This is a genomic window from Gordonia sp. Z-3, assembly GCF_036233855.1.
In the GTDB taxonomy this organism is placed as follows: Bacteria; Actinomycetota; Actinomycetes; order Mycobacteriales; family Mycobacteriaceae; genus Gordonia; species Gordonia tangerina.
The window spans coordinates 225,841-247,595 of the sequence record NZ_JAZARS010000007.1 but is presented as its reverse complement, the minus strand read 5'-3'; the positions used below and the strand labels follow the sequence as shown (position 1 = coordinate 247,595).

The window sequence follows — 21,755 nt, the reverse complement described above, 5'->3', positions numbered from 1 at the left end:
AGGCGTCAGCGCGGGTAGGTGACGATGATCTGTCCGGTGCGCGCGTTGCGCCAGGTGATGGTGCGGTCGGTGTGCATGGTCGGTATCCACGGCCCGTCATGTTTGCGGTCGTGGTCGGGGCGGCACAGGGGTGCGAGGTTGAAGGCCACGGTCCAGCCACCGGCCACCGGGTCAGCATGGCAGAACTTGAGCAGGTGGTCGAGTTCGCATTCCTCGGACGGTCTGCCGCAGTACGGGTAGCGGCAGCGCCGGTCGAGTTGGATGATCTCCGCCCGCAACGCGGCTGACGGCCTGTAGGTCAGTGCCCCCGGTGGTGGGGCGGCGAACCCACCGTGCCCGGTCAGGTCGATCGGTGGGGCCGGTGTGCGGTTGCCGAAGATGATCAGTCCGCTGGCGGTGCGGGTTTCACTCGGTCGGGCGGTGATGGTGGTGGCGTGTGGTGCGATTCGTGCGGCGTGGGCGGGATCGATGGCGCCGTAGCCCATCAGGCGGGTCGGGTCGAGACCGGTCGGGTCGCGCAGCAGGGTCAGGCCGGGGACGATGAGGTCGGAGTCGGAGTCGGTGTCGTCGGCTGGTTCCGCGTCGGCGACGTCGGTGTCGTGTTCGGCGGGTGGTGCGGTGATGAAGTCTCGTCGGGGTTGCAGGGAGGGTGCGACGTCAGCGGTGTCGACGTCATCGGTTCCGATGTCGGATTGTTCGCTCTCGACCTCGACCTCGCCCTCGATGTCGCTGTCGGCGTCGATGTCGGCGAGGGTGATCGGCTGTTCTTCGGCCGCATCCGGCCCACCCACCGCGGGTTCGTCGGCGGTCTCGACGGCTGCGTCGGTGTCGTCAGCCGTGCTGGTGTCGACCGAGGAGTCGCGGACATTGTCGGTGACCGAACTCGGGGTGGCGGGCGTGGCCTGCCCCGGGTTGCTGGTGCGGGTTGGTGTGGCGGGGCAGGTGTCATCGCCGCAGTGGCAGCGCAGCTTCGCGCCGGGAGCCTTGATGATCTCGGCGAACGCGGCCACACGTTGGGCTTTGATGCTGCGCCCATCACGACGACACACCCGTCGGCTGATCAAGGCGCTGATGCGGTCGCGCAGGTGTACGCCGTGTTCGGCGGGGATGCAGGCATCGACGGTCATGTGCCCGAACGCTTCGTTACCGATCGTCACATCCCCGAACAGGTCGGTGATGTCCTCCCGGGTCTCGGCGGCTCGATCGGGGTCGAGGCTGATGATGATGGCGTCGAGATCATCTCGCAGGGCGGTGTCGGTGGTGGGTCGGCTGGCCAGATCGAGCACCACATCGTCGAAATCCCACGGCTCATCGCCGTCGTCGGGATCGTCGGTGGCGGAAGGGTCGGTCTCGGCCGCAGCATCACCAGCATCATCGGAGCCCTCCTCGTCGGTGTCGGCCACGTCGGTGCCGTCATCGTCGGTGCCGGCGTCGAGGTCGGCTTCGGGGTCGTCGAGGTCGAGGGTGAGTTCTGAGTCGACATCCTTGCTGTCGGTGTCGTCGGTGTCGGCGTTGTCGGAGAGTTCGCCCAATCGTGCCCGCAGGTCGCCGGTGGGCCCGGTGGCGGCGCCGCGGATGGCCACACCCAGCCGGTGGGGGCTCAGGTCGCCGGCGCGGAAGGCATCACGGATCTTGGGGTGCTCGTCGAGGAGTTCGTCGAGGTGGATCCATTCGCTGGCTTTGGTTCGGGAAATGCCCAACTGCAGTGAGATTTCGCCTTTCGCGGCTTTGTCGGCGGCGTTGCGGATGCGGTTCGGGACATAATCGTTGTATCCGGCCAGGCGCTCGTTGTAGGTGGATTCACCGATCTGACGCGCGATCTGCATCGCCAGGGCCTGGGCTTGATTACTCAGCCGCAACAGGTCGCGACCATGCTGCGCCAACTCATCGAGACTGCTGGAGGCCAGCAGAGCGTCGTCGGCAGCACGGTCGGTGAAGGTGAACACGAAACGCTCCTTTCCGGCGAAGACGGTCTCTGAGGTCGGGATGGGTTGGCGGGGAATCGAACTGCTATCAGACTATCGAGCGGGTCTGACAACTTTGGTGCGCTACGGGTGCGGTGTGGATGGACTCGATCGGTGAGGTGTTGAGTTCAGGATAGCGGCGGGGTGTGACAACATTTCGTGCGTGAGATTGGTTGCGTGGGTGGACCCTTCGTGACGCGGCCTCGCGCGCTCGGGCGCTCCTCAGGGATCAGGGTGGCGCTCGTTTCTCGGTTCTTTCCTTCGGTTCGGGGAGTTTCGCTTGTTCTTCGTTGCACTCTTCGTGATTCATTGTTGGGGCTTCCTCTCCGATTCTCTGATGTTCGGGAAACATTGGCGGGGAATCGGACTGCCGTCAGACTAGCGGGTGGGTCTGACACCATTTGTGCGCCGCGGGAGGGATGTGGGTGGACCCTTCGTGACGCGGCCTCGCAGGGTCGGTCGCTTCTCAGGGATAAGGGGGCGCGGCCTCGCAGGCTCGGTCGTTCGTAGGGGTCGGGGGAATCATCGGGTTCAGACACGCTCGGTGACCAATGACACCAGCGCCCGGACGTCGGCCTGATACGACGAAGCAGGGGGAGTGCCGAAGCCGACCACCAGGCCCGATGGCGAGCTGTCGTCGATGCTTGTGTCCGGATGGCGAAACTGCGACATCTTCGCCAGAGCGAACCGTCGGCGCAGTGCCGCATCGAATACCGTGTCCTCGTCGTGGGAAGGGAGTGGGATCACTGCGTGGAGCCCGGCGGCGATCCCCGGGATCGTCACGCCCGCATGGGCGAATGCATCGGTGAGGACATCTCGCCGACGCCGGTAGTACTGGCGGCTGCGGCGGATGTGCCGATCGTAGGCGCCGGAATCGATGAGCTCGGCCAAGACGAGTTGATCGATGATGCTGGCGTCGGGTTCCCGGCTGCCTTTCGTCGCGCGTACCACCTCGACCAGACGAGGTGGCAGGGCCAGCCAGGCGATGCGCACCGCCGGTGAGATGCTTTTGCTGACCGAACCGGTGTAGATCACCACGTCGGGGTTGAGGGCCTGCAGGGCGCCCACCGGCTCTCGGTCGTAGCGGAGTTCGCCGTCGTAGTCGTCCTCGACGACCAGCGCGTCATGATCGCCCGCCCACTCGATGACCCGGGCGCGGCGCGACGGGGATAGGGGCACCCCGGTCGGGTACTGATGGCTCGGGGTCAGCAGCACCGCCGACGCCTCGTCGGATAGTCGGTCGACCGCGGCGCCGTCGCCGTCGACCGGAACTGGCATGGTCGCCGTTCCGCCACGTTCGACGGCCGCGCGGTGAAACGGCAACCCATGGCTCTCCACCGCGAGGACATCACCGAATACGGTGCGCGACAGCAACTCCAGCGCGCGCAGAACCGATGTCGTCAACACGATGTGGGCGGGGTCGGTCCGCACCCCGCGGGCGCGCGCCAGGTATCTGGCCAAGGAGTTGCGAAGCCGTTCGCTGCCTTGTGGATCGCCGGGTCCGAATGTCCGGTCCGGGGCGTCGGACAACGCACGACGCGTCGCGGCGATCCAGTCCGCACGCGGGAACAGCGACGGATTGGGTTGGCCGAGCCCGAAATCGTGGTCGATGGTGGACGTCTGACGCACACTGCGCGTGGGTGCCGAGACCCCGGGGCGTGGGGTGTCGGCGACTCGGGTGCCCGACCCCTGGCGGGCCACCAGCCACCCCTCGGCGATCAGTTCCTGATAGACGGCGGCCACCGTCCCGCGCGCGAGCCCGACGTCGGCGGCCAGCGACCGATACGGAGGCAGCAGGGTTCCTGGTCCCAATCGGCCATCGCTGATCGCTTCACGAAGCGCGGAGGCCAGCGAGTGGCGACGGCGTGCGCCTCGTCCGCGGGTGCTGCCCGCCGGGTCGGGCTGCAGATCCAGGTAGAGATCGACGCCCAGATGTTGCGCGATCTGCTCCCACGGATCTGGATTGACACCCTTGTCCACCCTTGAATTGAACCAGTTTTCTGGTGCAATTCACTCCTACTGTGGAAGTCGATACCACATCGAGGAGAGGAGCAGTCATGAAGGTGATCGTGTTGGGTGCGAGCGGCGAGATCGGCAGTGAGGTGGTCAATCGCCTGCGTGCGCAGGGGATTGAGGTGACCGCGGCGCATCGGTCGACAGGTGTCGATGCCTACGAGGGCACTGGACTCAGTGAAGCGTTCAGTGGCGCCGACGTGGTTGTCGACTGCGTGAACGTGACGACGACCAGCGCGGACACCGCGATCGACTTCTTCGGCACGGTTGCTCGCAACGTCTCGACCGCTGCGCTGTCCGCCGGCGTGGGGCGGGTCGTGTGCTTGTCGATCATCAATGCCGCTGACCCGGCGGTCAACGCCAAGTTCGGCTATTACCAGGGCAAGGCTGCGCAGGAGAAGGTCTACCGCGAGTCGCTGCCCGCCGATGTTCTGACGATCGTGCGCTCGGCCCAATGGTACGAGTTGGCGCGGCAGATGATGAGCACTCTGCGGTTGGGTCCGGTTGCCGCCGTGCCCCATATGCGTTGCCGGCCACTGTCGGCGGCCGACGCCGCTGCGGCGCTGGTCGGTGCGGTGACCACCGCGCCGGAAGGTGACGTCGAGGTGGCCGGCCCACACGTGCTCGACCTCGCTGACATCGGCAAGGCCATCGCTCGCCGATCGGGGTCGCCACGCTGGGTGGTGGGCATCCGCTTCGGCGGCACTGCGATTCGGAACGGTGGTCTCGTCCCCGAGCGTCCCGACGTGGTCACCACCACAACGCTGGACCAGTGGTTGGATGCGGAGTACGCGGCATGAGCGCGCCGACCGCCGCGCCGCATGACACTCGGCGGATGTGGATTCCGCGGACAAACCCCACGGTGTACAAGGCTCTGGTGGCGTTGCAGCGTGCCTCGGCCGAGGGGCTGGCGCCGCGCCTGGCCGAACTGATCAGGATTCGGGTGTCGCAGATCAATGGCTGCGCCTACTGCCTGCACATGCACCTGTCGGATGCCCGGTCGGCCGAGGTGGAGCCGGAGGCGGTGGGGATGGTGGCCCTGTGGGCCGACGCGCCGCACCTCTTTACCGATCGGGAGCGGGCCGCGCTCGATCTGGCCGAGCACGTGACCCAGGTGGGCGACGATGGCGTTCCGGATGATGTGTTCGAGCGTGCCGCAGCACTTTTCGATGAGGTCGAACTCGGGCAGGTGATCGCCGCCATCGTCATGATCAACGCGTGGAACCGGATTGCTGTCGCCGGGCGCTACCCTGCGGGGCTGGATGAACGCAGAATGCCTTGAGCGTCAAGGTTGTCGGCCAGGATCACAGCTTTCGCAGGCGGACCCTGTTGATCGAGTGGTCGGCGTCCTTGCGTAGCACCAGTGTGGCGCGCGGTCGGGTGGGCAGGATGTTCTCGATCAGGTTGGGCTGGTTGATCGAGGTCCACAGGTCGCGCGCCGCGATGGTCGCCTGCTCGTCGGTCAGGGACGAGTAATAATGAAAGTGCGACTGTGGGTCTGCGAATGCGGTGGTGCGCATCTGCAGGAAGCGTGAGATATACCACTGCTCGATGTCGGAGGTCTTGGCATCGACGTAGATCGAGAAGTCGAACAGGTCGGACACCATCAGGGTGGGTCCGGTCTGCAAGACGTTGAGCCCCTCCAGGATCAGGATGTCCGGTTGCCGCACATAATGCCTCACGTCCGGGACGATGTCGTAGGCAATGTGTGAGTAGACCGGGGCGGTCACCTCGCGTGCGCCGGACTTGACCTCGGTGACGAAACGTAGCAACGCGCGTCGGTCATAGGACTCGGGAAAACCCTTGCGGTGCATGATTCCCCGACGTTCCAACTCGGCGGTCGGCAGAAGGAATCCATCCGTGGTGACCAGGTCGACCTTCGGGTGCGACTCCCACCGCGCGAGCAGGGCGGCCAGCACGCGGGCGGTGGTGGACTTACCCACCGCGACGCTGCCGGCGATGCCGATCACGAATGGCACCTGCCGGTTGGTCTGGCGTTCGCCGAGAAAGGTGGACGTGGCCGCGAACAGTCGTTGGCGTGCCGCGATCTGTAGGTGGATCAGACGTGACAGCGGGAGATACACATCGGCGACCTCGTCGAGGTCGACCTGTTCGCCGAGGCCCACCAGCTGTTGCAGCTCGGCGTTGGTCAACACCATGGGCATGGATTCGCGGAGTTCACGCCACTGCCGACGGTCGAGCTCCAGATACAGACTGGGATCGCGCCCGGTCGTGTCGCGTGCCATGGTCCTACAGCTTAGGGCGGACGGAATCGCGCACCACCGGTAGCCTCCGGTCATGACAACTGCCGCGTCCGCACCGATCACGGACTACCTGCGCTTGGGGCTGGCCTTCGACAGGCTGGAAGAGGGTTTTGTGGACGCCTACACCGGCGACCCGGCGCTGCGGGCCGAGGTGGCCGCCGCTCCCGCGCCCGACCCGGCCGTACTAGCCGATCGGGCGCGCGGACTTTCGTCAGAGCTGCCCGCCGAGCTTGGCCCCGCGCGAGTGGAATTCCTGCGTGCGCACCTCGCGGCGCTGGAATGCTCGGCGCGCAAGTTCGCAGGTGAGGAGATCGCGTTCGTCGACGAGGTGCGTGCCTACTTCGACGTGGACATCGACCTCGGCGATCAGCAGGCATACCGAGATGCCCACGCGGCGATGGCCGCCGAACTCGGTGTTCCGGGTGCGTCGGGGGTAGCGCTGGCTGAGGCCTATGCGGCCTACAAGCGATCCGACGAGATCCCGCCGGACCGTGTCGACGAGTGCGTGCGCGCCTTTGCCGGTGCGCTGCGCGAACGGGTGCGGTCCACTCATCCCTTGCCGGATAGCGAGATCGTCGAGTTCGAGGTCGTCACCGACAAGCCGTGGTCGGGGTTCAATTACTACCTCGGCGATTACCGGTCGCGGGTCGCCATCAACCTCGACCTCACGCAGTACATGTCGACGTTGCCGCACCTCATCGCGCATGAGGCGTACCCCGGACATCACACCGAGCACTGCCGCAAAGAGGAGATCCTGGTGGGCGGTGGGCAGCAGGAGCAGACCCTGTTCGTGGTCAACACCCCGCAGTGCCTGATGGCCGAGGGCCTCGCCGACCACGCCCTGCACGCGGCGATCGGCCCGGACTGGGGTCAGTGGGCGCAGGAGATCTACGCCGATCTCGGACTGCGGTTCGACGGTGCCCGTGCTGTGCGGATGGCGCGCGCGTCGGCGGGCTTGCTGGGGGTCCGTCAGGACGCTGCGCTGTTGCTGCACGACCGTCGGGCAGATCAGGACACTGTCGCCGAGTTCCTGCAGCAATGGCTGCTCGCGCCGCCCGAGCGAGCGCGTCAGATGCTGAGATTCCTGACCTCCCCGCTGTGGCGCGCCTACATCTCTACCTATGTCGAGGGGTACCGCCTGCTGGGTGAGTGGCTCGATGCCGCACCCGAAACGCAGCGGTTGGAACGCTTCGGTCGCCTGCTCGACGAACCGCTCACCCCGGCATTGCTGAGAGCCGAACTCCAGGACCCGAGGCCGGGACAATAGACTTGTCTGCCATGAGCCTGAATTCGATGTCCCTGGCCGAACTCGACCCGGATGTGGCTGCGGCGATGAACGGCGAGTTGAGCCGGCAGCGGGACACCCTCGAGATGATCGCGTCCGAGAATTTCGTGCCGCGCGCGGTGCTCCAGGCCCAGGGCAGCGTGCTCACCAACAAGTACGCCGAGGGGTACCCGGGGCGTCGTTACTACGGTGGCTGCGAGTACGTCGACGTCGTCGAGGACATCGCTCGCGACCGGGCCAAAGAGCTGTTCGGCGCCGACTTCGCTAACGTCCAGCCACACTCGGGTGCACAGGCCAACGCCGCCGTACTGATGGCGCTGATGACCCCGGGCGAGAAGATGCTCGGTCTCGACCTGGCACACGGCGGGCATCTCACCCACGGCATGCGGCTGAACTTCTCGGGCAAGCTCTACGAGATCGAGTCCTATGGCGTCAGCAAAGAGGACTTCCGCATCGACATGGATGAGGTCCGCAAGATCGCGCTCGCGGGCAAGCCGAAAGTGATCTGCGCCGGCTGGTCGGCATATCCGCGCACGCTGGACTTCGAGGCGTTCCGGTCCATCGCCGACGAGGTCGGCGCCTACCTGTGGACCGACATGGCGCACTTCGCCGGCCTCGTCGCCGCCGGGCTGCACCCGTCGCCGGTGCCGTACTCGGACGTCGTCTCGTCCACCGTGCACAAGACGCTCGGCGGGCCGCGCTCGGGCATCATCCTGGCCAAGCAGGAGTGGGCCAAGAAGCTCAACTCGGCGGTGTTCCCCGGGCAGCAGGGCGGGCCGCTGATGCACGCCATCGCGGGCAAGGCCGTCGCGCTCAAGATCGCCGGAACCGACGAATTCGTCGAGCGGCAGCAGCGCACGCTCTCGGGGGCGAAGATCCTGGCCGACCGGCTCACCGGCTCCGACGTTGCCGACGCTGGCATCTCGGTGCTCACCGGGGGCACCGACGTCCACCTCGTGCTGGTGGATCTGCGTAACAGCCGGCTCGACGGTCAGCAGGCCGAAGACCTGCTGCACCAGGTCGGCATCACGGTCAACCGGAACGCGGTGCCCTTCGATCCGCGGCCGCCGATGGTGACTTCGGGTCTGCGGATCGGGACACCGGCGCTGGCCACCCGCGGTTTCGGGGACACGGAGTTCACCGAGGTCGCCGACATCATCGCGACCGCACTGGCGGCCGGTACCGATGCCGACGTCTCCGCCCTGCGTGGGCGTGTGTCGCGCTTGGCGCTGGACTTCCCGCTCTACGACGGACTCGAGGACTGGGGGCTGATGAGCCGCGGGTGAATCCCACCTGACGTCGCAGCGCCGACGGCGCTGCGCCCCCGGACCCAGGGTGGCCAGACTGCGGGGCGGTTCTCTATTGTTGCTCCGGTGAATGCATTGACCACCGATGAGCTGATCATCGCGCTCTCCAAGGCGCTGCCGGAGATCGCCGAGGACCATCAGGCGGCTGCCAGTCCCTGGAAACCGCACGACTGGGTGCCGTGGGACCAGGGCCGCAACTTCGCCTTCCTCGGTGGTGAGGACTGGGATTCGACGCAGTCGACGATCTCCGACGAGGCCCGCGCGGGTGTCCTGGCACTGCTGCTGACCAAGGACAACCTGCCGTCCTACCACCGGGTGCTGGCCATGCACTTCCCGGCGTTCTCCGACTGGCGTCAGTTGGTGGGCGTGTGGACCGCCGAGGACAACCGGCACGCCATCGTGCTGCGCGACTTCCTTGTCGTTACCCGCGCCATCGACCCGGTCGATGCCGAGGAGCGACGCCGCATACACGTGACCGCCGGCTACCGTCAGCGTCCCGAATCGATCGAGAATCTGGGACCGCTCGACGTGCTCGCGCTGATGGCGGTGCATGAGAACCAATGCGTGGGCTACATCGAGAAGCTCCGTGCTGCGGTCACCGACGACGTGTTCGGACAGATTCTCGACAAGATCGCTGCCGACGACGCCGTGCAGGCCGCCACGTTCGGCGCCTTCCTCAACGCCGGACTCGTCGCCGATCCGGCCGCCACGGTGGTCGCCGTCGACCAGGCGCTGGCCCGGTTGGAGACCGAGCCCATCGGCTCCGACATCGCCGACTTCGACGCCGAGCGCGCACTCATCGCCGGTTACGAGGATGCCGAGAGCCGCACTCGCGTCGCAGCCGCCATCGTCGACGCATGCAAGCTCGCGTCGGTCGCAGGCCTCGACGGCGAGGCAGAAGAGGCTCGACGTCGCGTTCTGGATCGCGCCGGTGTAACCAGCGCGACGTAGCCGCCAGGCAACGTGCGTTAACGCATAATTCACGCCGACACACCCCTGTCCGCCGCGCCGGGCAGGGGTGTTTCGGCGTACGTTGGCCAGTGACGGACCGCGGGGAAGCGGTTCGTCCGGGAGGTTCGATTCGTGGTTTGCACCAGCAACGCGAGAGGGCCGGCCCCGGTCCTCGTCCACCTTGGCTGACCAGCCAAGACGGGCAAGAACCCGCCGGTCGTCGCAACTGGTTTGTGCGGGGCCCGCACAAACGTAGGAGCCCTACGTGACCACACGCACCTACGTCCTCGACACCTCCGTCCTGCTCTCCGATCCCTGGGCGGTCACGCGTTTCGCCGAACACCATGTGGTCTTGCCGCTGGTCGTCATCGGCGAACTCGAGGGCAAACGTCACCACCATGAACTCGGCTGGTTCGCTCGCGAGGCACTCCGGTTGCTCGACGACCTCCGACTCGAGCACGGCCGCCTCGACATTCCGCTCCCGATCGGTGACGAGGGCGGCACGCTGCAGGTGGAGCTCAACCACACCGATCCGGCGGTGCTCCCGGCAGGTTTCCGAACCGAGACCAACGACTCCCGAATCCTCGCCTGCGCGTTGAATCTTCGCGCCGAAGGCAGTGACGTCACGCTGGTCTCCAAGGACACCCCGCTGCGCGTCAAGGCCGGCGCCGTCGGTCTTGCCGCCGACGAGTACCACGCACAGGACGTGGTGGTGTCCGGATGGTCCGGGATGACCGAGTTGGACGTCGAGAGCACGAGTATCGACACCCTGTTCGCCGAGGGCGTCGTGGACATCGACGAAGCGCGAGAGTTGCCATGCCACACCGGTATTCGGCTGCTCGGCCATTCGTCCAGCGCGCTCGGTCGGGTCAATGCGGACAAGCGGGTGCAGCTTGTCCGCGGCGACCGTGAGGCCTTTGGTCTACATGGCCGGTCGGCAGAACAGCGTGTGGCCCTCGACCTCCTGCTCGACGACAGCGTCGGGATCGTGTCGCTCGGCGGCAAGGCGGGCACCGGCAAATCGGCGCTGGCGCTGTGCGCTGGACTCGAGGCAGTTCTGGAACGCCGTACCCAGCGAAAGGTGGTCGTCTTCCGGCCCTTGTACGCGGTCGGCGGCCAACAGTTGGGATACCTGCCCGGCGGTGAGGCGGAGAAGATGGGGCCCTGGGCGCAGGCTGTCTTCGACACCCTCGAAGGTCTCGCATCGCCCGAGGTGATCGAGGAGGTGTTGAGCCGCGGCATGCTCGAGGTGCTTCCGCTCACCCACATCCGCGGCCGTTCGTTGCACGACTCCTTCGTGATCGTCGACGAGGCGCAATCGCTGGAACGCAACGTGCTGCTGACTGTGCTCTCACGGCTCGGAGCCGGCTCGCGCGTGGTGCTCACGCACGATGTCGCCCAACGCGACAACCTTCGGGTCGGCCGCCACGACGGCGTCGCGGCGGTCATCGAGAAACTGAAGGGCCACCCGCTGTTCGCGCACGTCACACTGACTCGCAGTGAGCGCTCGCCGATCGCGGCCTTGGTGACCGACATGCTCGAGGAGTTCGCCCCCGGCGCATAGCCGGGCCCCTTTCGCCAACCGCGCACTCGTCGCGTTCACGCGCATGCTCCGACATGCGCGTGAACGTGGTGGGTGCGCGATTGGCGTCTATACCGCGTCCACGAACGATCGGGTTCAGCAGTGATCCGATCACAATCGCACCGTGACCGGCACGAGACTCACAAGCTCGCACTCGCTGGCACACTGGTGTGGTGCTGAAGTTACTGATGAGACGAATGAGGTTTCTGGGACTTCTGGTGATCGCGGTCGTCGCCGCCGTTGCCGGAGGTGCCGGTAGCGCACTCGCCGCACCCGCAACAACGACACCGTCGACGACGCCGGCCGCGCCGTCGGGATCGCCGATTCCCGAGACCGGTATCCCGATGCTCGACGAGGTATTGAACACCCTCGCCGGCAACCTCGGGCTCGGGGGCACCGGGAGTTCCGAGGTCGACAGCAGTCAGATGATCGTCGTCACCGCGCCGGAGGCCAGTGACACCTCGGCGACCCTGACCGCCTTCGAACGTGGCACCGACGACGCGTGGAAACCGGTCATCGGCCCCACGAAGGCCTTCCTCGGATCGCTCGGGATGGGTGAACCCGAGGACAACGTCTATCGCACACCAGAGGGCACCTTCGACCTGGACCAGGCCTTCGGTCGACTGCCGAACCCGGGCACGAAGATGCCCTACAAGCAGGTCGATCGGCAGGACTGGTGGGACTCGAACATGAAGTCGCCCACCTACAACACGATGGTGCGACAGGTGCAGAGTCCCGGCGGCGACAGTGAGAACCTCTACGACTCCGGGCCGGTGTACGACTATGCGGTCAACATCGCGCACAACCCGCAGCGGATTCCGGGTAAGGCGTCGGCGATGTTCCTGCACGTGACCAACAACCAGCCGACCATGGGGTGCATCGCCATCGACAAGGATCTGATGCGCAAGGTGTTGACCTGGCTCGATCCGGCCAAGCACCCGAAGATCGCGATCGGGGTGAATCAGGCCGGACCGTCGGGATCTGCGTCGTCGGGATCGGGGGCATCCGACCCTCAGACGCCCGAATCGTCGGCTCCCGAATCGTCGACACCCCAGTCGGCGGTGCCGGAGTCGTCGTCGCCGAGCACGTCGGCGATGCCCGGCGCGGATTCCCTGACCCAATTGCTCAATCAGCTCGTCAGCTTGCTGCCGTCGCTGTCGCAGACCACCGCGGGCGGCTGAGCCTCCGCACACCAGAGGCGGGGATCGGCGATCGGCCGGTCCCCGTTTCGCTGGGCGCACTCAGAGCACCACCAACGTCCCGGTTCGGTCAGGGTCGCGAACGCTTGAGTTCGAAGCCGCAGAATTCACCACCGGTGACCATGTCGATCTGCCGGCGGGCCTGCTCGATCACCGGGGTGTCGGGGTCGAGCACCGAGAGGTACTGCTCGTGTGCGGCCAGTGACCGCACCGCGAGATCGATCTGATCGGCCACGTCGACCCTGTGCGTGGCGGCGGGGCCGTTTTCGAAGAGCCACCGCGGCCGCTCGACGTCGAGGCTGTCGTAGGCATCGAGCACGGCGGCGGAAAACTCCATGTGATCGCGCTGATTGGGCATCCCCGGAGCCCACTCGGGTCCGCCGTAGAGCGACAGGACCACGTCGGGATGCACGCGACAGATGGTGTCGCGCACACGGTCGCGGAGTTCGGCGGTATTGCGGATCTCGCTGTCGGGGAAGCCCCAGAACTCCACCTCGTCGACCCCGACGATGGCGGCGGAAGTGCGCTGCTCGTTTTCCCGGACGGGCCCGGCCGTGGCCGGGTCCATGCCCTCGATGCCTGCCTCGCCGCTCGACGCCAGTGCGTAGATGACGCGTTTGCCTGACGCGGTCCATCGTGCGACGGCCGCGGCCATCCCATACTCGGGGTCATCGGGATGGGCGACCAGCACGAGTGCGGTCTGCCAGTTCTCGGGGAATTGCTCCACGACAGTGCTCAGCGTTCGCGATCGAGGTTGGCCATCTTCAGCACGTCGAGGCGTGCGTCGAGTTCTGCTTCCGACAGCTTGTCGCCGATCAGGCCGCGGTCGACCACGGTCTGGCGAATCGTCTTGCCCTCCTTGAGTGCCTGTTTGGCAACTGCGGCCGCCTCCTCGTACCCGATCGCACTGTTGAGCGGGGTCACGATGGACGGCGAACTCTCCGCGAGGGTGCGCAACCGCTCCTCGTTGGCCACCAGTCCGCTGATGCAGCGGTCGGCGAACAGGCGAGACACGTTGGCCAGCAACTTCAGCGACTCGAGTACGTTGCGGGCCATCATCGGGATGTAGACGTTCAACTCGAAGGCGCCGTTGCCGCCACCCCAGGTCACCGCGGCATCGTTGCCGATCACCTGTGCGGCCACCTGGGTGACCGCCTCGGGGAGAACAGGATTGACCTTGCCGGGCATGATGGAGCTTCCGGGCTGCAGGTCGGGGAGCAGGATCTCACCGAGTCCGGTGAGCGGGCCCGATCCCATCCAGCGGACGTCGTTGGCGATCTTGGTGAGGGAGACGGCGACGGTCTTCAGCGCTCCGGACAGTTCGACGAGGCCGTCGCGCGCTGCCTGCGCCTCGAAGTTGTCGGTGGCCAGCGAGAGGGCGTCGACGTCGGTCAGCCGGCGCAGTTCGGTGACGACCTTGGTGCCGAAGGCCTCCGGGGCGTTGAGCCCGGTGCCGACGGCGGTGCCGCCGATGGGCAGTTCACCGACACGTGGCAGGGTCGCGGTGACCCGCTCGATGCCGGCCTCCACCTGGCGCGCGTAACCGCCGAACTCCTGGCCGAGGGTCACTGGTACCGCATCCATCAGGTGCGTCCGGCCGCTCTTGACCACCTCGCGCCACTGTGTGGACTTGTCGAGCAGGGCCAGGCGAAGATGATCGAGTGCCGGGACGAGGTCGGTGACAACGGCTTCGGTTGCCGCGACGTGGGTTGCCGTGGGGAAGGTGTCGTTCGACGACTGCGACATGTTCACGTGGTCATTCGGATGCACCTCGACACCGTTGGCCTTGGCGATCGAGGCGATGACCTCGTTGGAGTTCATGTTGGAGCTGGTGCCCGATCCGGTCTGGAACACGTCGATGGGGAACTGGTCGTCGTGCGCTCCTTCGGCGATCTCCTTGGCGGCCGCGATGATCGCGTCGGCCTGTGCCGCGTCCAGCAGTCCGAGATCCTTGTTCACCTGGGCGCACGCCGCCTTGAGCAAGCCCATCGCGCGAATCTGGGTGCGCTCCAACGGTCGATGGCTGATCGGGAAGTTCTCCACTGCCCGCTGGGTCTGTGCGCGCCAGAGCGCATCGATCGGGACCTTGACCTCGCCCATCGTGTCGTGCTCGATGCGGTACTGCTGTTCGGTCATTCGTGTTCCTCCAGCTTCATCGGCGGTGATAACCACGGTACTCACCCCATACGTCCGGGCCATGGATGGTGTTGTGAGATCTGCCGTACTTTCGGGTCGTCAGTTGACACAAAAGTACGGCGCAACAGTCGGCGGATTGGGGATGCCGACGGACGTTATGCACAGCGGCGCTGCGGACGGGGATATCGGCGGGTGAGTCGCTCAGAGTTCGGGGGTGATTGATCCGACCTGCGCTCCCGCCCTGTCGCAACTCGACGACTTTCTTGTCGAGCAAGACGGCGTTGTCGCGCGGCACCAGGTGACGGCGCGCGGGTACACCGCCGCGTTCATCCGTCGCAAAGTGCGTCGTCGGGAATGGGCACGGGTGTATCCGGGCGTCTACGTCAACCACACCGGGCCGCTGACGTGGCGCCAGCGAGCCTGGTGTGCAGTCCTCGACGCTCACCCTGCTGCGCTGAGCCACCGCTCGGCACTGAATTCCGACGGCACACCCGACTCCGGTCCTATCCACATCGTCGTGGATCGCTCACGTCGGGTGACACGGCGTCCCGGCGTCGTCGTCCACTACGGGACTCAACTCGAAGCAAAGGTGATGTGGGAAACGCATCCTCCGCGCATGCGAGTGGAGCAGGCGGTCCTCGACGTCGCCGCTGAGGCGCGGTCGGAGACTGACGTCATCGCATGTCTGGCGGACGCCGTCAACTCCCGGAAGACGACTGCGGACCGTCTGATAGGCGCGATTCGGGATCGGCCACGGATGCGCCGTCGAGAGTTTGTGGCGGGCGTTCTCGACGATGTGGCCAACGGGACGTGCTCGGTCCTCGAGCATGGATATCTGGTGGCTGTCGAACGCAGGCATGGACTGCCCGAGCCGGCGCGACAGGCCGCGACCACAGTCGGTCGCCGTGGGTTCCGCGATGTCGACTATGTGGAGTGGGGGTTGGTGATCGAACTCGATGGTCGTGCGGCCCATGACGACTCACGGAACCGAGATCTCGACCTGCAGCGGGACCTTGATGCCGCCGTCGATGCTCAACGCCAGACGCTTCGCGTCGGTTGGGGGCAGGTGTTCGACCGCCCTTGTCAGACGGCTCGCCAGATCGGACAGGTATTGCGTGCCCGTGGGTGGGATGGCGCGGTGACTCCATGTACGTCGTGCCCGACTGCGTCGTAGATCGATATCGCCGTACTTTGAGGCCACATGTCGACATCGATCTACGGCACTGTCCTCACGACCGGACGCGAACCCCCAGCGGCACGGTGACCGCGCCACCCGGATCGGTGAAGAAGTCGTTGCCCTTGTCGTCGACGACGATGAACGCGGGGAAGTTCTCCACCTCGATCTTCCACACGGCTTCCATACCGAGCTCGGGGTACTCGATGACCTCCTGGCTCTTGATGCAGTCGAGTGCCAGGCGGGCGGCCGGGCCGCCGATCGAGCCCAGGTAGAACCCGCCGTGCGAACCGCAGGCCTGGGTGACCTGCTTGGACCGATTCCCCTTGGCGAGCATCACCATCGAGCCGCCGGCGGCCTGGAACTGCTCCACGTAGGAGTCCATGCGGCCGGCAGTGGTGGGACCGAACGAACCCGACGCCATCCCCTCCGGGGTCTTCGCGGGGCCGGCGTAGTAGACGGGATGGTCGCGCAAATAGTCGGGCATCGGTTCGCCGGCGTCGAGGCGTTCTTTGATCTTGGCGTGCGCGATGTCGCGGGCGACCACGAGCGGGCCCGTCAGCGACAGCCGGGTCTTGACCGGGTGCTTGGACAGTTCGGCCAGGATCTCGGGCATCGGGCGGTTGAGATCGATCTCGACCGCCTCGCCGCCCTCGATGTCCTCGGTGACGCCGACGGCGGGCATGTACTTGGCGGGGTCGGTCTCGAGTTGCTCGAGGAACACACCGTCGGCGGTGATCTTGCCGAGCGCCTGCCGGTCGGCCGAACACGAGACCGCGATGGCCACCGGACAGGAAGCGCCGTGGCGCGGCAGGCGGACCACCCGGACGTCGTGGCAGAAGTACTTGCCGCCGAATTGGGCGCCGATCCCGAAGGACTGGGTGAGCTTGAAGACCTCGTCTTCCAACTCGGTGTCACGGAACCCGTGCGCCGACATAGAGCCTTCCGTCGGCAACGCATCGAGATAGTGGGCCGACGCGTATTTCGCTGTCTTCAAGGCGAATTCGGCCGACGTCCCGCCGATCACCACCGCCAGGTGATACGGCGGGCAGGCGGCGGTGCCCAGCGACCGGATCTTTTCGTCGAGGAACTCCAGCATTCGCTTGGGATTCAGGATGGCCTTGGTCTCCTGGAACAGGAACGACTTGTTGGCCGACCCGCCGCCCTTGGCCATGAACAGGAACTTGTACTCCGGTCCCTTCGGCCCCTGCTCGGTGGCGTAGATCTCCACCTGCGCAGGCAGATTGGTGCCGGTGTTCTTCTCGTCGTAGGTCGTCAGCGGCGCCAGCTGCGAGTACCGCAGATTGAGCTTCGTGTAGGCGTCGAAGACACCACGCGAGATGGCCTCGGCGTCGTCGGCGCCGGTCAGCACACCCTCTGACTTCTTGCCCATAACGATCGCGGTACCGGTGTCCTGGCACATCGGTAGGACACCTCCGGCGGAGATGTTGACGTTCTTGAGCAGGTCGAGCGCGACGAAGCGATCGTTGCCCGACGCCTCCGGGTCGTCGATGATCTTGCGCAGCTGCGCGAGGTGCGCCGGCCGCAGGTAGTGGCTGATGTCGTGCATCGCCTCGGCGGTCAGCTTCGTGATGGCCTCGGGTGTCACCTTCAGGAAGCGTTGACCGTCCACCTCGATCGTCGACACACCTTCGGTGGTGATCAATCGATAGGGCGTGTCGTCGGCGCCCGTGGGCAGCAGGTCGCTGTAGCGGAACTCAGGAGTGGGGGCTGTACTCACCCGCGAATCGTATCGTGGCCGGTCAGCGGCGGTGATCGGCTGCCGTGCCGACGGTGTCCTGAGTCACAGGTGCCCGAGGCCACGGCCGGCGACCGGGCCCGCGCGCAGCTCCGGCTGCACCGGACCTACACGTCCAGGCGCGCGTACTCGCGGAGCTTGGTGACCTGATGCACGGCTTCGATGCGGCGGATGGTGCCCGACTTGGAGCGCATCACCAGCGAGCGGGTGGTGGCGCCATTCGGGCGGTACGTGACGCCGCGCAGCATGTCGCCGTTGGTGACGCCGGTCGCGCAGAAGAAGGAGTTCTCGCCGCGGACCAGGATGTCGTTGGTGAGCACGCGGTCCAGATCGTGGCCGGCGTCGATGGCCTTCTGGCGCTCGGCGTCGTCACGCGGCCAGAGCTTGCCTTGGATCTCGCCACCCATGCACTTCATCGCGACGGCGGTGATGATGCCCTCGGGGGTGCCGCCGACGCCCATCAGCATGTCGACGGTGCTGTAGTTGTCCGCTGCAGCGATCGCGCCGGCGACGTCGCCGTCGGAGATCAGCCGGATCTTGGCGCCGGCCTGACGGATCTCACCGATCAGATCGGCGTGGCGGGGTCGGTCGAGCACCACCACGGTCAGATCGGCGATGTCGATGCCCTTGGCCTTGGCGACCGAATTGATGTTCCACTCGACGGACTCTTCGATGTTGATGGCGCCCTTGGCCTCCGGGCCGACGGCGATCTTGTCCATGTAGAACACCGCAGATGGGTCATACATCGTGCCGCGCTCGCTGACCGCGATGACGGCAATCGAGTTCGGTCGGCCCTCGGCCATCAGGGTGGTGCCATCGATCGGGTCCACCGCGACGTCGCATTCCGGGCCCTGACCGTTGCCGACTTCCTCGCCGTTGAACAGCATCGGCGCCTCGTCCTTCTCGCCCTCGCCGATCACGACGACACCGCGCATTGAAACGGTCGAGAGAAGTTCGCGCATCGCGTCGACGGCCGCCCCGTCGCCCTTCTTCTTCTCACCGCGGCCCACCCACCGGCCGGCCGCGAGCGCGGCGGCTTCGGTGACCCGCACCAATTCCATCGCGAGGTTACGGTCGGGGGCCTGGGGGGAAGGGGACATGTCGGACTCCTCGGCATGGCGGCGGTGACACTTCGACAACAAAGCGATTGTCCTCATCCTTGCATGTCACACCCGGCGTTTGAGCAGCCACCCCGCCTGGTTTACTGGCCGTCATGGCCGACAAACCCCGTATCCTGCACAGCAGCAAGGACATGATCTGGTCCTTGATCCCGCTGCTGATCATCTGCGCGATCGTGGCGGTCGCGTCCGGGAACTGCTCGGTGGGGTTGACGGGTCAGGCCTCCGACGACCAGACACCTGAGTTCGATGTGTCGAACGCACTGCAGGCCGACGCGCGTGATCTGCCGTTCCCGATCCGTCTGCCCGACACCCCCGACGGTTGGAAGCCGAACTCCGGTTCGACCCTTCCGGTGGGCGGGACGACGGTGAGCAACGTCGGCTGGATCTCAGATGTGGGCGCCTACGTGCAGCTGAGCCAGACGAACGCCGCCGAGGACGATCTGGTGGTGTTCCTCGGCGACGGAGAGGCGCTCGGTACGGGTACCCGCACCGAAGGCGGTCGCGAGTGGGTGACCTATGCCAACGGGGACAAGAAGTTCTGGATCACCGACCTCGGTGACGTTCGCATCGCCGTGCTGTCGCGTGGGCCCGACGAGGACATGTCCGAACTCGCCCGCGGCGTACTGGCCAAGCAACCGTTGCCGACGAGCTGACGCAGGGGATCAGTCCTCGGGTTCGCCCTCGCTGAGTGCGACCTCGATCCGTTCGCGAGCACCGGCCAGATGCTCCTCACATCGCTTCGCCAACGCCTCCCCGCGCTCCCAGAGCGCCAACGACGCATCGAGGTCGAGCCCGCCGTGTTCGAGTGCCGCGACGACTTCGGCGAGCTCGTCACGGGCTGCCTCGTAACCCAGCTCCGAGACCGGCGTCTGGTCATCGGGCGTATCTGAACTCTGCGGACTCATGTGTTCGTCATCCCTTCTTCGCGTTCGTCGACTCCGCCTGCCGTGGCGCTTGGGCGGCGGCCACCTGCGCGGCGGCCGACCCGTCGGAGACCCGGATGCGTAGTTGTGCACCGGCCGGCATCTCGGCGACCGACCCGACGACATGCGCGGGCGAGACGTCGGTGCGCTGGACCACCGCATACCCGCGGGCCAGCGTCTGTGCCGGACCCAGGGTGGCCAATCGTGCGGAAAGATGATCACGGCGGCGATCCTCGGCATCGATGTGCCGGCGGATGTCGCGGCGGAGGTCACGACGCATCCGATCGATGGTCTCCGCGTGCGCGTCGAGCATGGTCAGTGGCCGCGCCAGGACCGGACGGGCGCGCAATCCGTCGACCACGTGCTGTTCGCGGCGCACCCAGTTGCGCAGTGCGTGTGCGCTGCGCCGACGCAGCTCGTCGATCCCCTCGAGTTCGGCGCCGACATCGGGCACCACCCGCTTGGCCGCATCAGTCGGCGTCGCCGCGCGCAGGTCGGCGACCAGATCGAGCAGCGGGGTGTCGGGTTCGTGACCGATGGCGCTGATCACCGGTGTCCGGCAGGCGGCCACCGCCCGCAACAGTGCCTCATCGGAGAACGGCAGCAGATCCTCCACGCTGCCGCCGCCGCGGGCGATGATGATGACCTCCACGTCCGGTTCGGCGTCGAGCTCGCTGAGATGTGTCAGTATTCGCGGAACGGCCGTCGGCCCCTGGACCGGCGCGTCGCGTACCACGAATCGGACAGCATCCCACCGATCGGCGGCCACCGTCATCACGTCACGTTGCGCTGCGCTGGCCCGACCGCTGATCAATCCGATCGACCGCGGCAAAAACGGCAGTGGGCGCTTGAGCCGCGCATCGAACAGTCCTTCCGCGGTCAGCAGCTGGCGTAGACGTTCGATCCGGAGCAGAAGTTCACCGATCCCCACCGGCCGGATGTCGGTGACACGCAGGGAGACGGTTCCGCGACCGGTGAAGTATGTCGGCCGTCCCAGCATGACGACCCGACTGCCCTCGGTGAGGGGAACTTCGGTGCGGTACAAGAGGTCTGGGCTGCAGGTCACCGAGATCGAGATGTCTGCCGCGGGGTCACGCAGCGTCAGGAAGGCGACCCGGGTGCCCGGACGCCGGTTGATCTGGGTGACCTGGCCCTCGACCCAGATCTGCCCGAGGCGGTGAATCCAGTCGGCGATTTTCGTGTTGACGGTCCGGACCGGCCACGGGTTCTCGGCCGAATTCGCGTCGGTCACAAGTCGGCGGGCGTCACGTCGACGGCTGCCGCTTGCTGTTCTGTGCGGCGATCCGGTTGTCGATCATGGTGACGAACGGCGCCCGCGACTTGGTGGCCCGTTCGTAGGCGACCAGGGCCTCGAGTTCGTCGACGCCGACCCCGCGCAGTTTGGCGCGCAGTTGTGCCAGGGTGAGGTTGTCGTACTCGATGTACTCGACGATCTCGGGCACCTCGCCGGCGCCGGTCATCTCGACTGCGCCATCCGACGTCCCGTCGCCGTCGCGACCGACCAGATCCTCCGGCGGGGCACTGTAGAGCGCGAAACGACCGGCGGACGCGTCCGGACCGGCGGTCTGCTCGGCGTCGGTCGCCGCCGCGGTCACCGACCTCTTCGCGGGCTGTGGTGCCGACTTAGTGGCCGCAGTCTTCTTCGCCGCAGTCTTCTCCGCCGCGGTCTTCTTGGTCGCGGTCGTCTTCGTCGCAGCCTTCCTGGGTTCCGGTTTCTTCTTCGGTGGGGCGGCACTCTCGATCGGGGTGCGAGCGGCCTCGGCATCCGCCTGCGCGTCGTCGTCCTCGTCGAAGCGCGCCCACTCGGGCTCCTCGACCGGACGGTCGAAGAGCATCTCCAGGGCGAGGTCGCCCTTGATCGCGAGTTCGGCGATGTTCTGCTGCATCCGCATGCCGGCCTGCACGGTTTGGCTCACCGCCGTCATGGGCAATGTGACAACCAGTGTGGGCAGTTTGCGGGTCTCCTCGATCGCGGTGACGACGAGTCCGGCGGCGATGCGGGCCGGATAGGGTGCGCGAACCATGCCCATACTCTGCCATTCCCGGTGGTACGGGT

General features: G+C 66.4%; 19 protein-coding genes. 9 read left to right on the top strand and 10 right to left on the bottom strand.

Features of this window, described 5'->3' with window-relative positions:
• Positions 1 to 5: 5 nt before the first annotated feature.
• Positions 6 to 1,946, bottom strand: coding sequence for an HNH endonuclease signature motif containing protein (locus VX037_RS10580; RefSeq protein WP_328714144.1), 1,941 nt, complete (start codon positions 1,944 to 1,946; stop codon positions 6 to 8).
• A gap of 549 nt (positions 1,947 to 2,495) precedes the next feature.
• Positions 2,496 to 3,944: a MocR-like pyridoxine biosynthesis transcription factor PdxR gene (gene pdxR / locus VX037_RS10575; protein WP_328714143.1), complete on the bottom strand. Its 1,449-nt coding sequence runs from the start codon at positions 3,942 to 3,944 to the stop codon at positions 2,496 to 2,498.
• 77 nt (positions 3,945 to 4,021) lie between these two features.
• On the opposite strand from pdxR, the gene VX037_RS10570 reads away from it, so the two are divergent.
• On the top strand, positions 4,022 to 4,777 hold the full coding sequence (locus VX037_RS10570; protein WP_235723667.1) for an SDR family oxidoreductase: 756 nt from the start codon (positions 4,022 to 4,024) through the stop codon (positions 4,775 to 4,777).
• A gap of 35 nt (positions 4,778 to 4,812) precedes the next feature.
• Positions 4,813 to 5,259 carry a carboxymuconolactone decarboxylase family protein gene (locus VX037_RS10565; protein ID WP_328714170.1) on the top strand — a complete coding sequence of 149 codons (447 nt, stop codon included), beginning with the start codon at positions 4,813 to 4,815 and terminating at the stop codon, positions 5,257 to 5,259.
• A gap of 22 nt (positions 5,260 to 5,281) precedes the next feature.
• Here the strand turns inward: VX037_RS10565 and coaA are convergent, their stop codons facing one another.
• A complete protein-coding gene (gene coaA, locus VX037_RS10560; protein ID WP_266059608.1) occupies positions 5,282 to 6,223 on the bottom strand; it encodes a type I pantothenate kinase in 942 nt (313 codons plus the stop codon).
• Between the two features lie 52 nt (positions 6,224 to 6,275).
• Here coaA and VX037_RS10555 point away from each other — a divergent pair, with 52 nt between their 5' ends.
• The 5 genes from VX037_RS10555 to VX037_RS10535 all read left to right on the top strand — a co-directional run bounded on the left by VX037_RS10555 (position 6,276) and on the right by VX037_RS10535 (position 12,547).
• Complete coding sequence (locus tag VX037_RS10555; protein WP_287016402.1) at positions 6,276 to 7,508, top strand: DUF885 domain-containing protein; 1,233 nt, start codon at positions 6,276 to 6,278, stop codon at positions 7,506 to 7,508.
• Positions 7,509 to 7,534: 26 nt separating this feature from the next.
• A complete protein-coding gene (glyA, locus tag VX037_RS10550) occupies positions 7,535 to 8,812 on the top strand; it encodes a serine hydroxymethyltransferase (RefSeq protein ID WP_235723753.1) in 1,278 nt (425 codons plus the stop codon).
• Between the two features lie 87 nt (positions 8,813 to 8,899).
• Positions 8,900 to 9,784, top strand: a complete 885-nt coding sequence (locus tag VX037_RS10545) for an acyl-ACP desaturase (protein WP_235723671.1) — start codon at positions 8,900 to 8,902, stop codon at positions 9,782 to 9,784.
• A gap of 265 nt (positions 9,785 to 10,049) precedes the next feature.
• Positions 10,050 to 11,348, top strand: coding sequence for a PhoH family protein (locus VX037_RS10540; RefSeq protein WP_235723672.1), 1,299 nt, complete (start codon positions 10,050 to 10,052; stop codon positions 11,346 to 11,348).
• Between the two features lie 215 nt (positions 11,349 to 11,563).
• Positions 11,564 to 12,547: a L,D-transpeptidase family protein gene (locus tag VX037_RS10535; RefSeq protein ID WP_287016404.1), complete on the top strand. Its 984-nt coding sequence runs from the start codon at positions 11,564 to 11,566 to the stop codon at positions 12,545 to 12,547.
• A gap of 88 nt (positions 12,548 to 12,635) precedes the next feature.
• Here VX037_RS10535 and VX037_RS10530 read toward each other — a convergent pair whose 3' ends face one another.
• Together VX037_RS10530 and VX037_RS10525 are read right to left on the bottom strand one after the other, a co-directional pair.
• Positions 12,636 to 13,292, bottom strand: a complete 657-nt coding sequence (locus VX037_RS10530) for a PIG-L deacetylase family protein (RefSeq protein WP_266059605.1) — start codon at positions 13,290 to 13,292, stop codon at positions 12,636 to 12,638.
• Between the two features lie 8 nt (positions 13,293 to 13,300).
• A complete protein-coding gene (locus VX037_RS10525; protein WP_287016405.1) occupies positions 13,301 to 14,701 on the bottom strand; it encodes a class II fumarate hydratase in 1,401 nt (466 codons plus the stop codon).
• Positions 14,702 to 14,915: 214 nt separating this feature from the next.
• On the opposite strand from VX037_RS10525, the gene VX037_RS10520 reads away from it, so the two are divergent.
• On the top strand, positions 14,916 to 15,875 hold the full coding sequence (locus tag VX037_RS10520; protein ID WP_287016406.1) for a hypothetical protein: 960 nt from the start codon (positions 14,916 to 14,918) through the stop codon (positions 15,873 to 15,875).
• A gap of 55 nt (positions 15,876 to 15,930) precedes the next feature.
• Here VX037_RS10520 and VX037_RS10515 read toward each other — a convergent pair whose 3' ends face one another.
• Both VX037_RS10515 and glpX read right to left on the bottom strand, forming a co-directional pair.
• Positions 15,931 to 17,616, bottom strand: coding sequence for a fumarate hydratase (locus tag VX037_RS10515; protein ID WP_328714141.1), 1,686 nt, complete (start codon positions 17,614 to 17,616; stop codon positions 15,931 to 15,933).
• Positions 17,617 to 17,741: 125 nt separating this feature from the next.
• Positions 17,742 to 18,734: a class II fructose-bisphosphatase gene (gene glpX, locus VX037_RS10510; protein ID WP_235723677.1), complete on the bottom strand. Its 993-nt coding sequence runs from the start codon at positions 18,732 to 18,734 to the stop codon at positions 17,742 to 17,744.
• A gap of 113 nt (positions 18,735 to 18,847) precedes the next feature.
• On the opposite strand from glpX, the gene VX037_RS10505 reads away from it, so the two are divergent.
• Entirely contained in the window at positions 18,848 to 19,408 is a 561-nt protein-coding gene (locus VX037_RS10505; RefSeq protein ID WP_287016408.1) for a DUF4245 domain-containing protein, read from the top strand.
• Positions 19,409 to 19,417: 9 nt separating this feature from the next.
• Here the strand turns inward: VX037_RS10505 and VX037_RS10500 are convergent, their stop codons facing one another.
• Genes VX037_RS10500 through VX037_RS10490 form a run of 3 tightly spaced genes read right to left on the bottom strand, consistent with a single transcriptional unit; the run spans position 19,418 to position 21,723 of the window.
• Positions 19,418 to 19,660, bottom strand: a complete 243-nt coding sequence (locus VX037_RS10500; RefSeq protein ID WP_235723679.1) for an exodeoxyribonuclease VII small subunit — start codon at positions 19,658 to 19,660, stop codon at positions 19,418 to 19,420.
• A gap of 7 nt (positions 19,661 to 19,667) precedes the next feature.
• Complete coding sequence (gene xseA, locus VX037_RS10495) at positions 19,668 to 20,930, bottom strand: exodeoxyribonuclease VII large subunit (protein WP_287016409.1); 1,263 nt, start codon at positions 20,928 to 20,930, stop codon at positions 19,668 to 19,670.
• 13 nt (positions 20,931 to 20,943) lie between these two features.
• Positions 20,944 to 21,723: a lipid droplet-associated protein gene (locus VX037_RS10490; RefSeq protein ID WP_266059601.1), complete on the bottom strand. Its 780-nt coding sequence runs from the start codon at positions 21,721 to 21,723 to the stop codon at positions 20,944 to 20,946.
• Between the last annotated feature and the right edge of the window lie 32 nt (positions 21,724 to 21,755).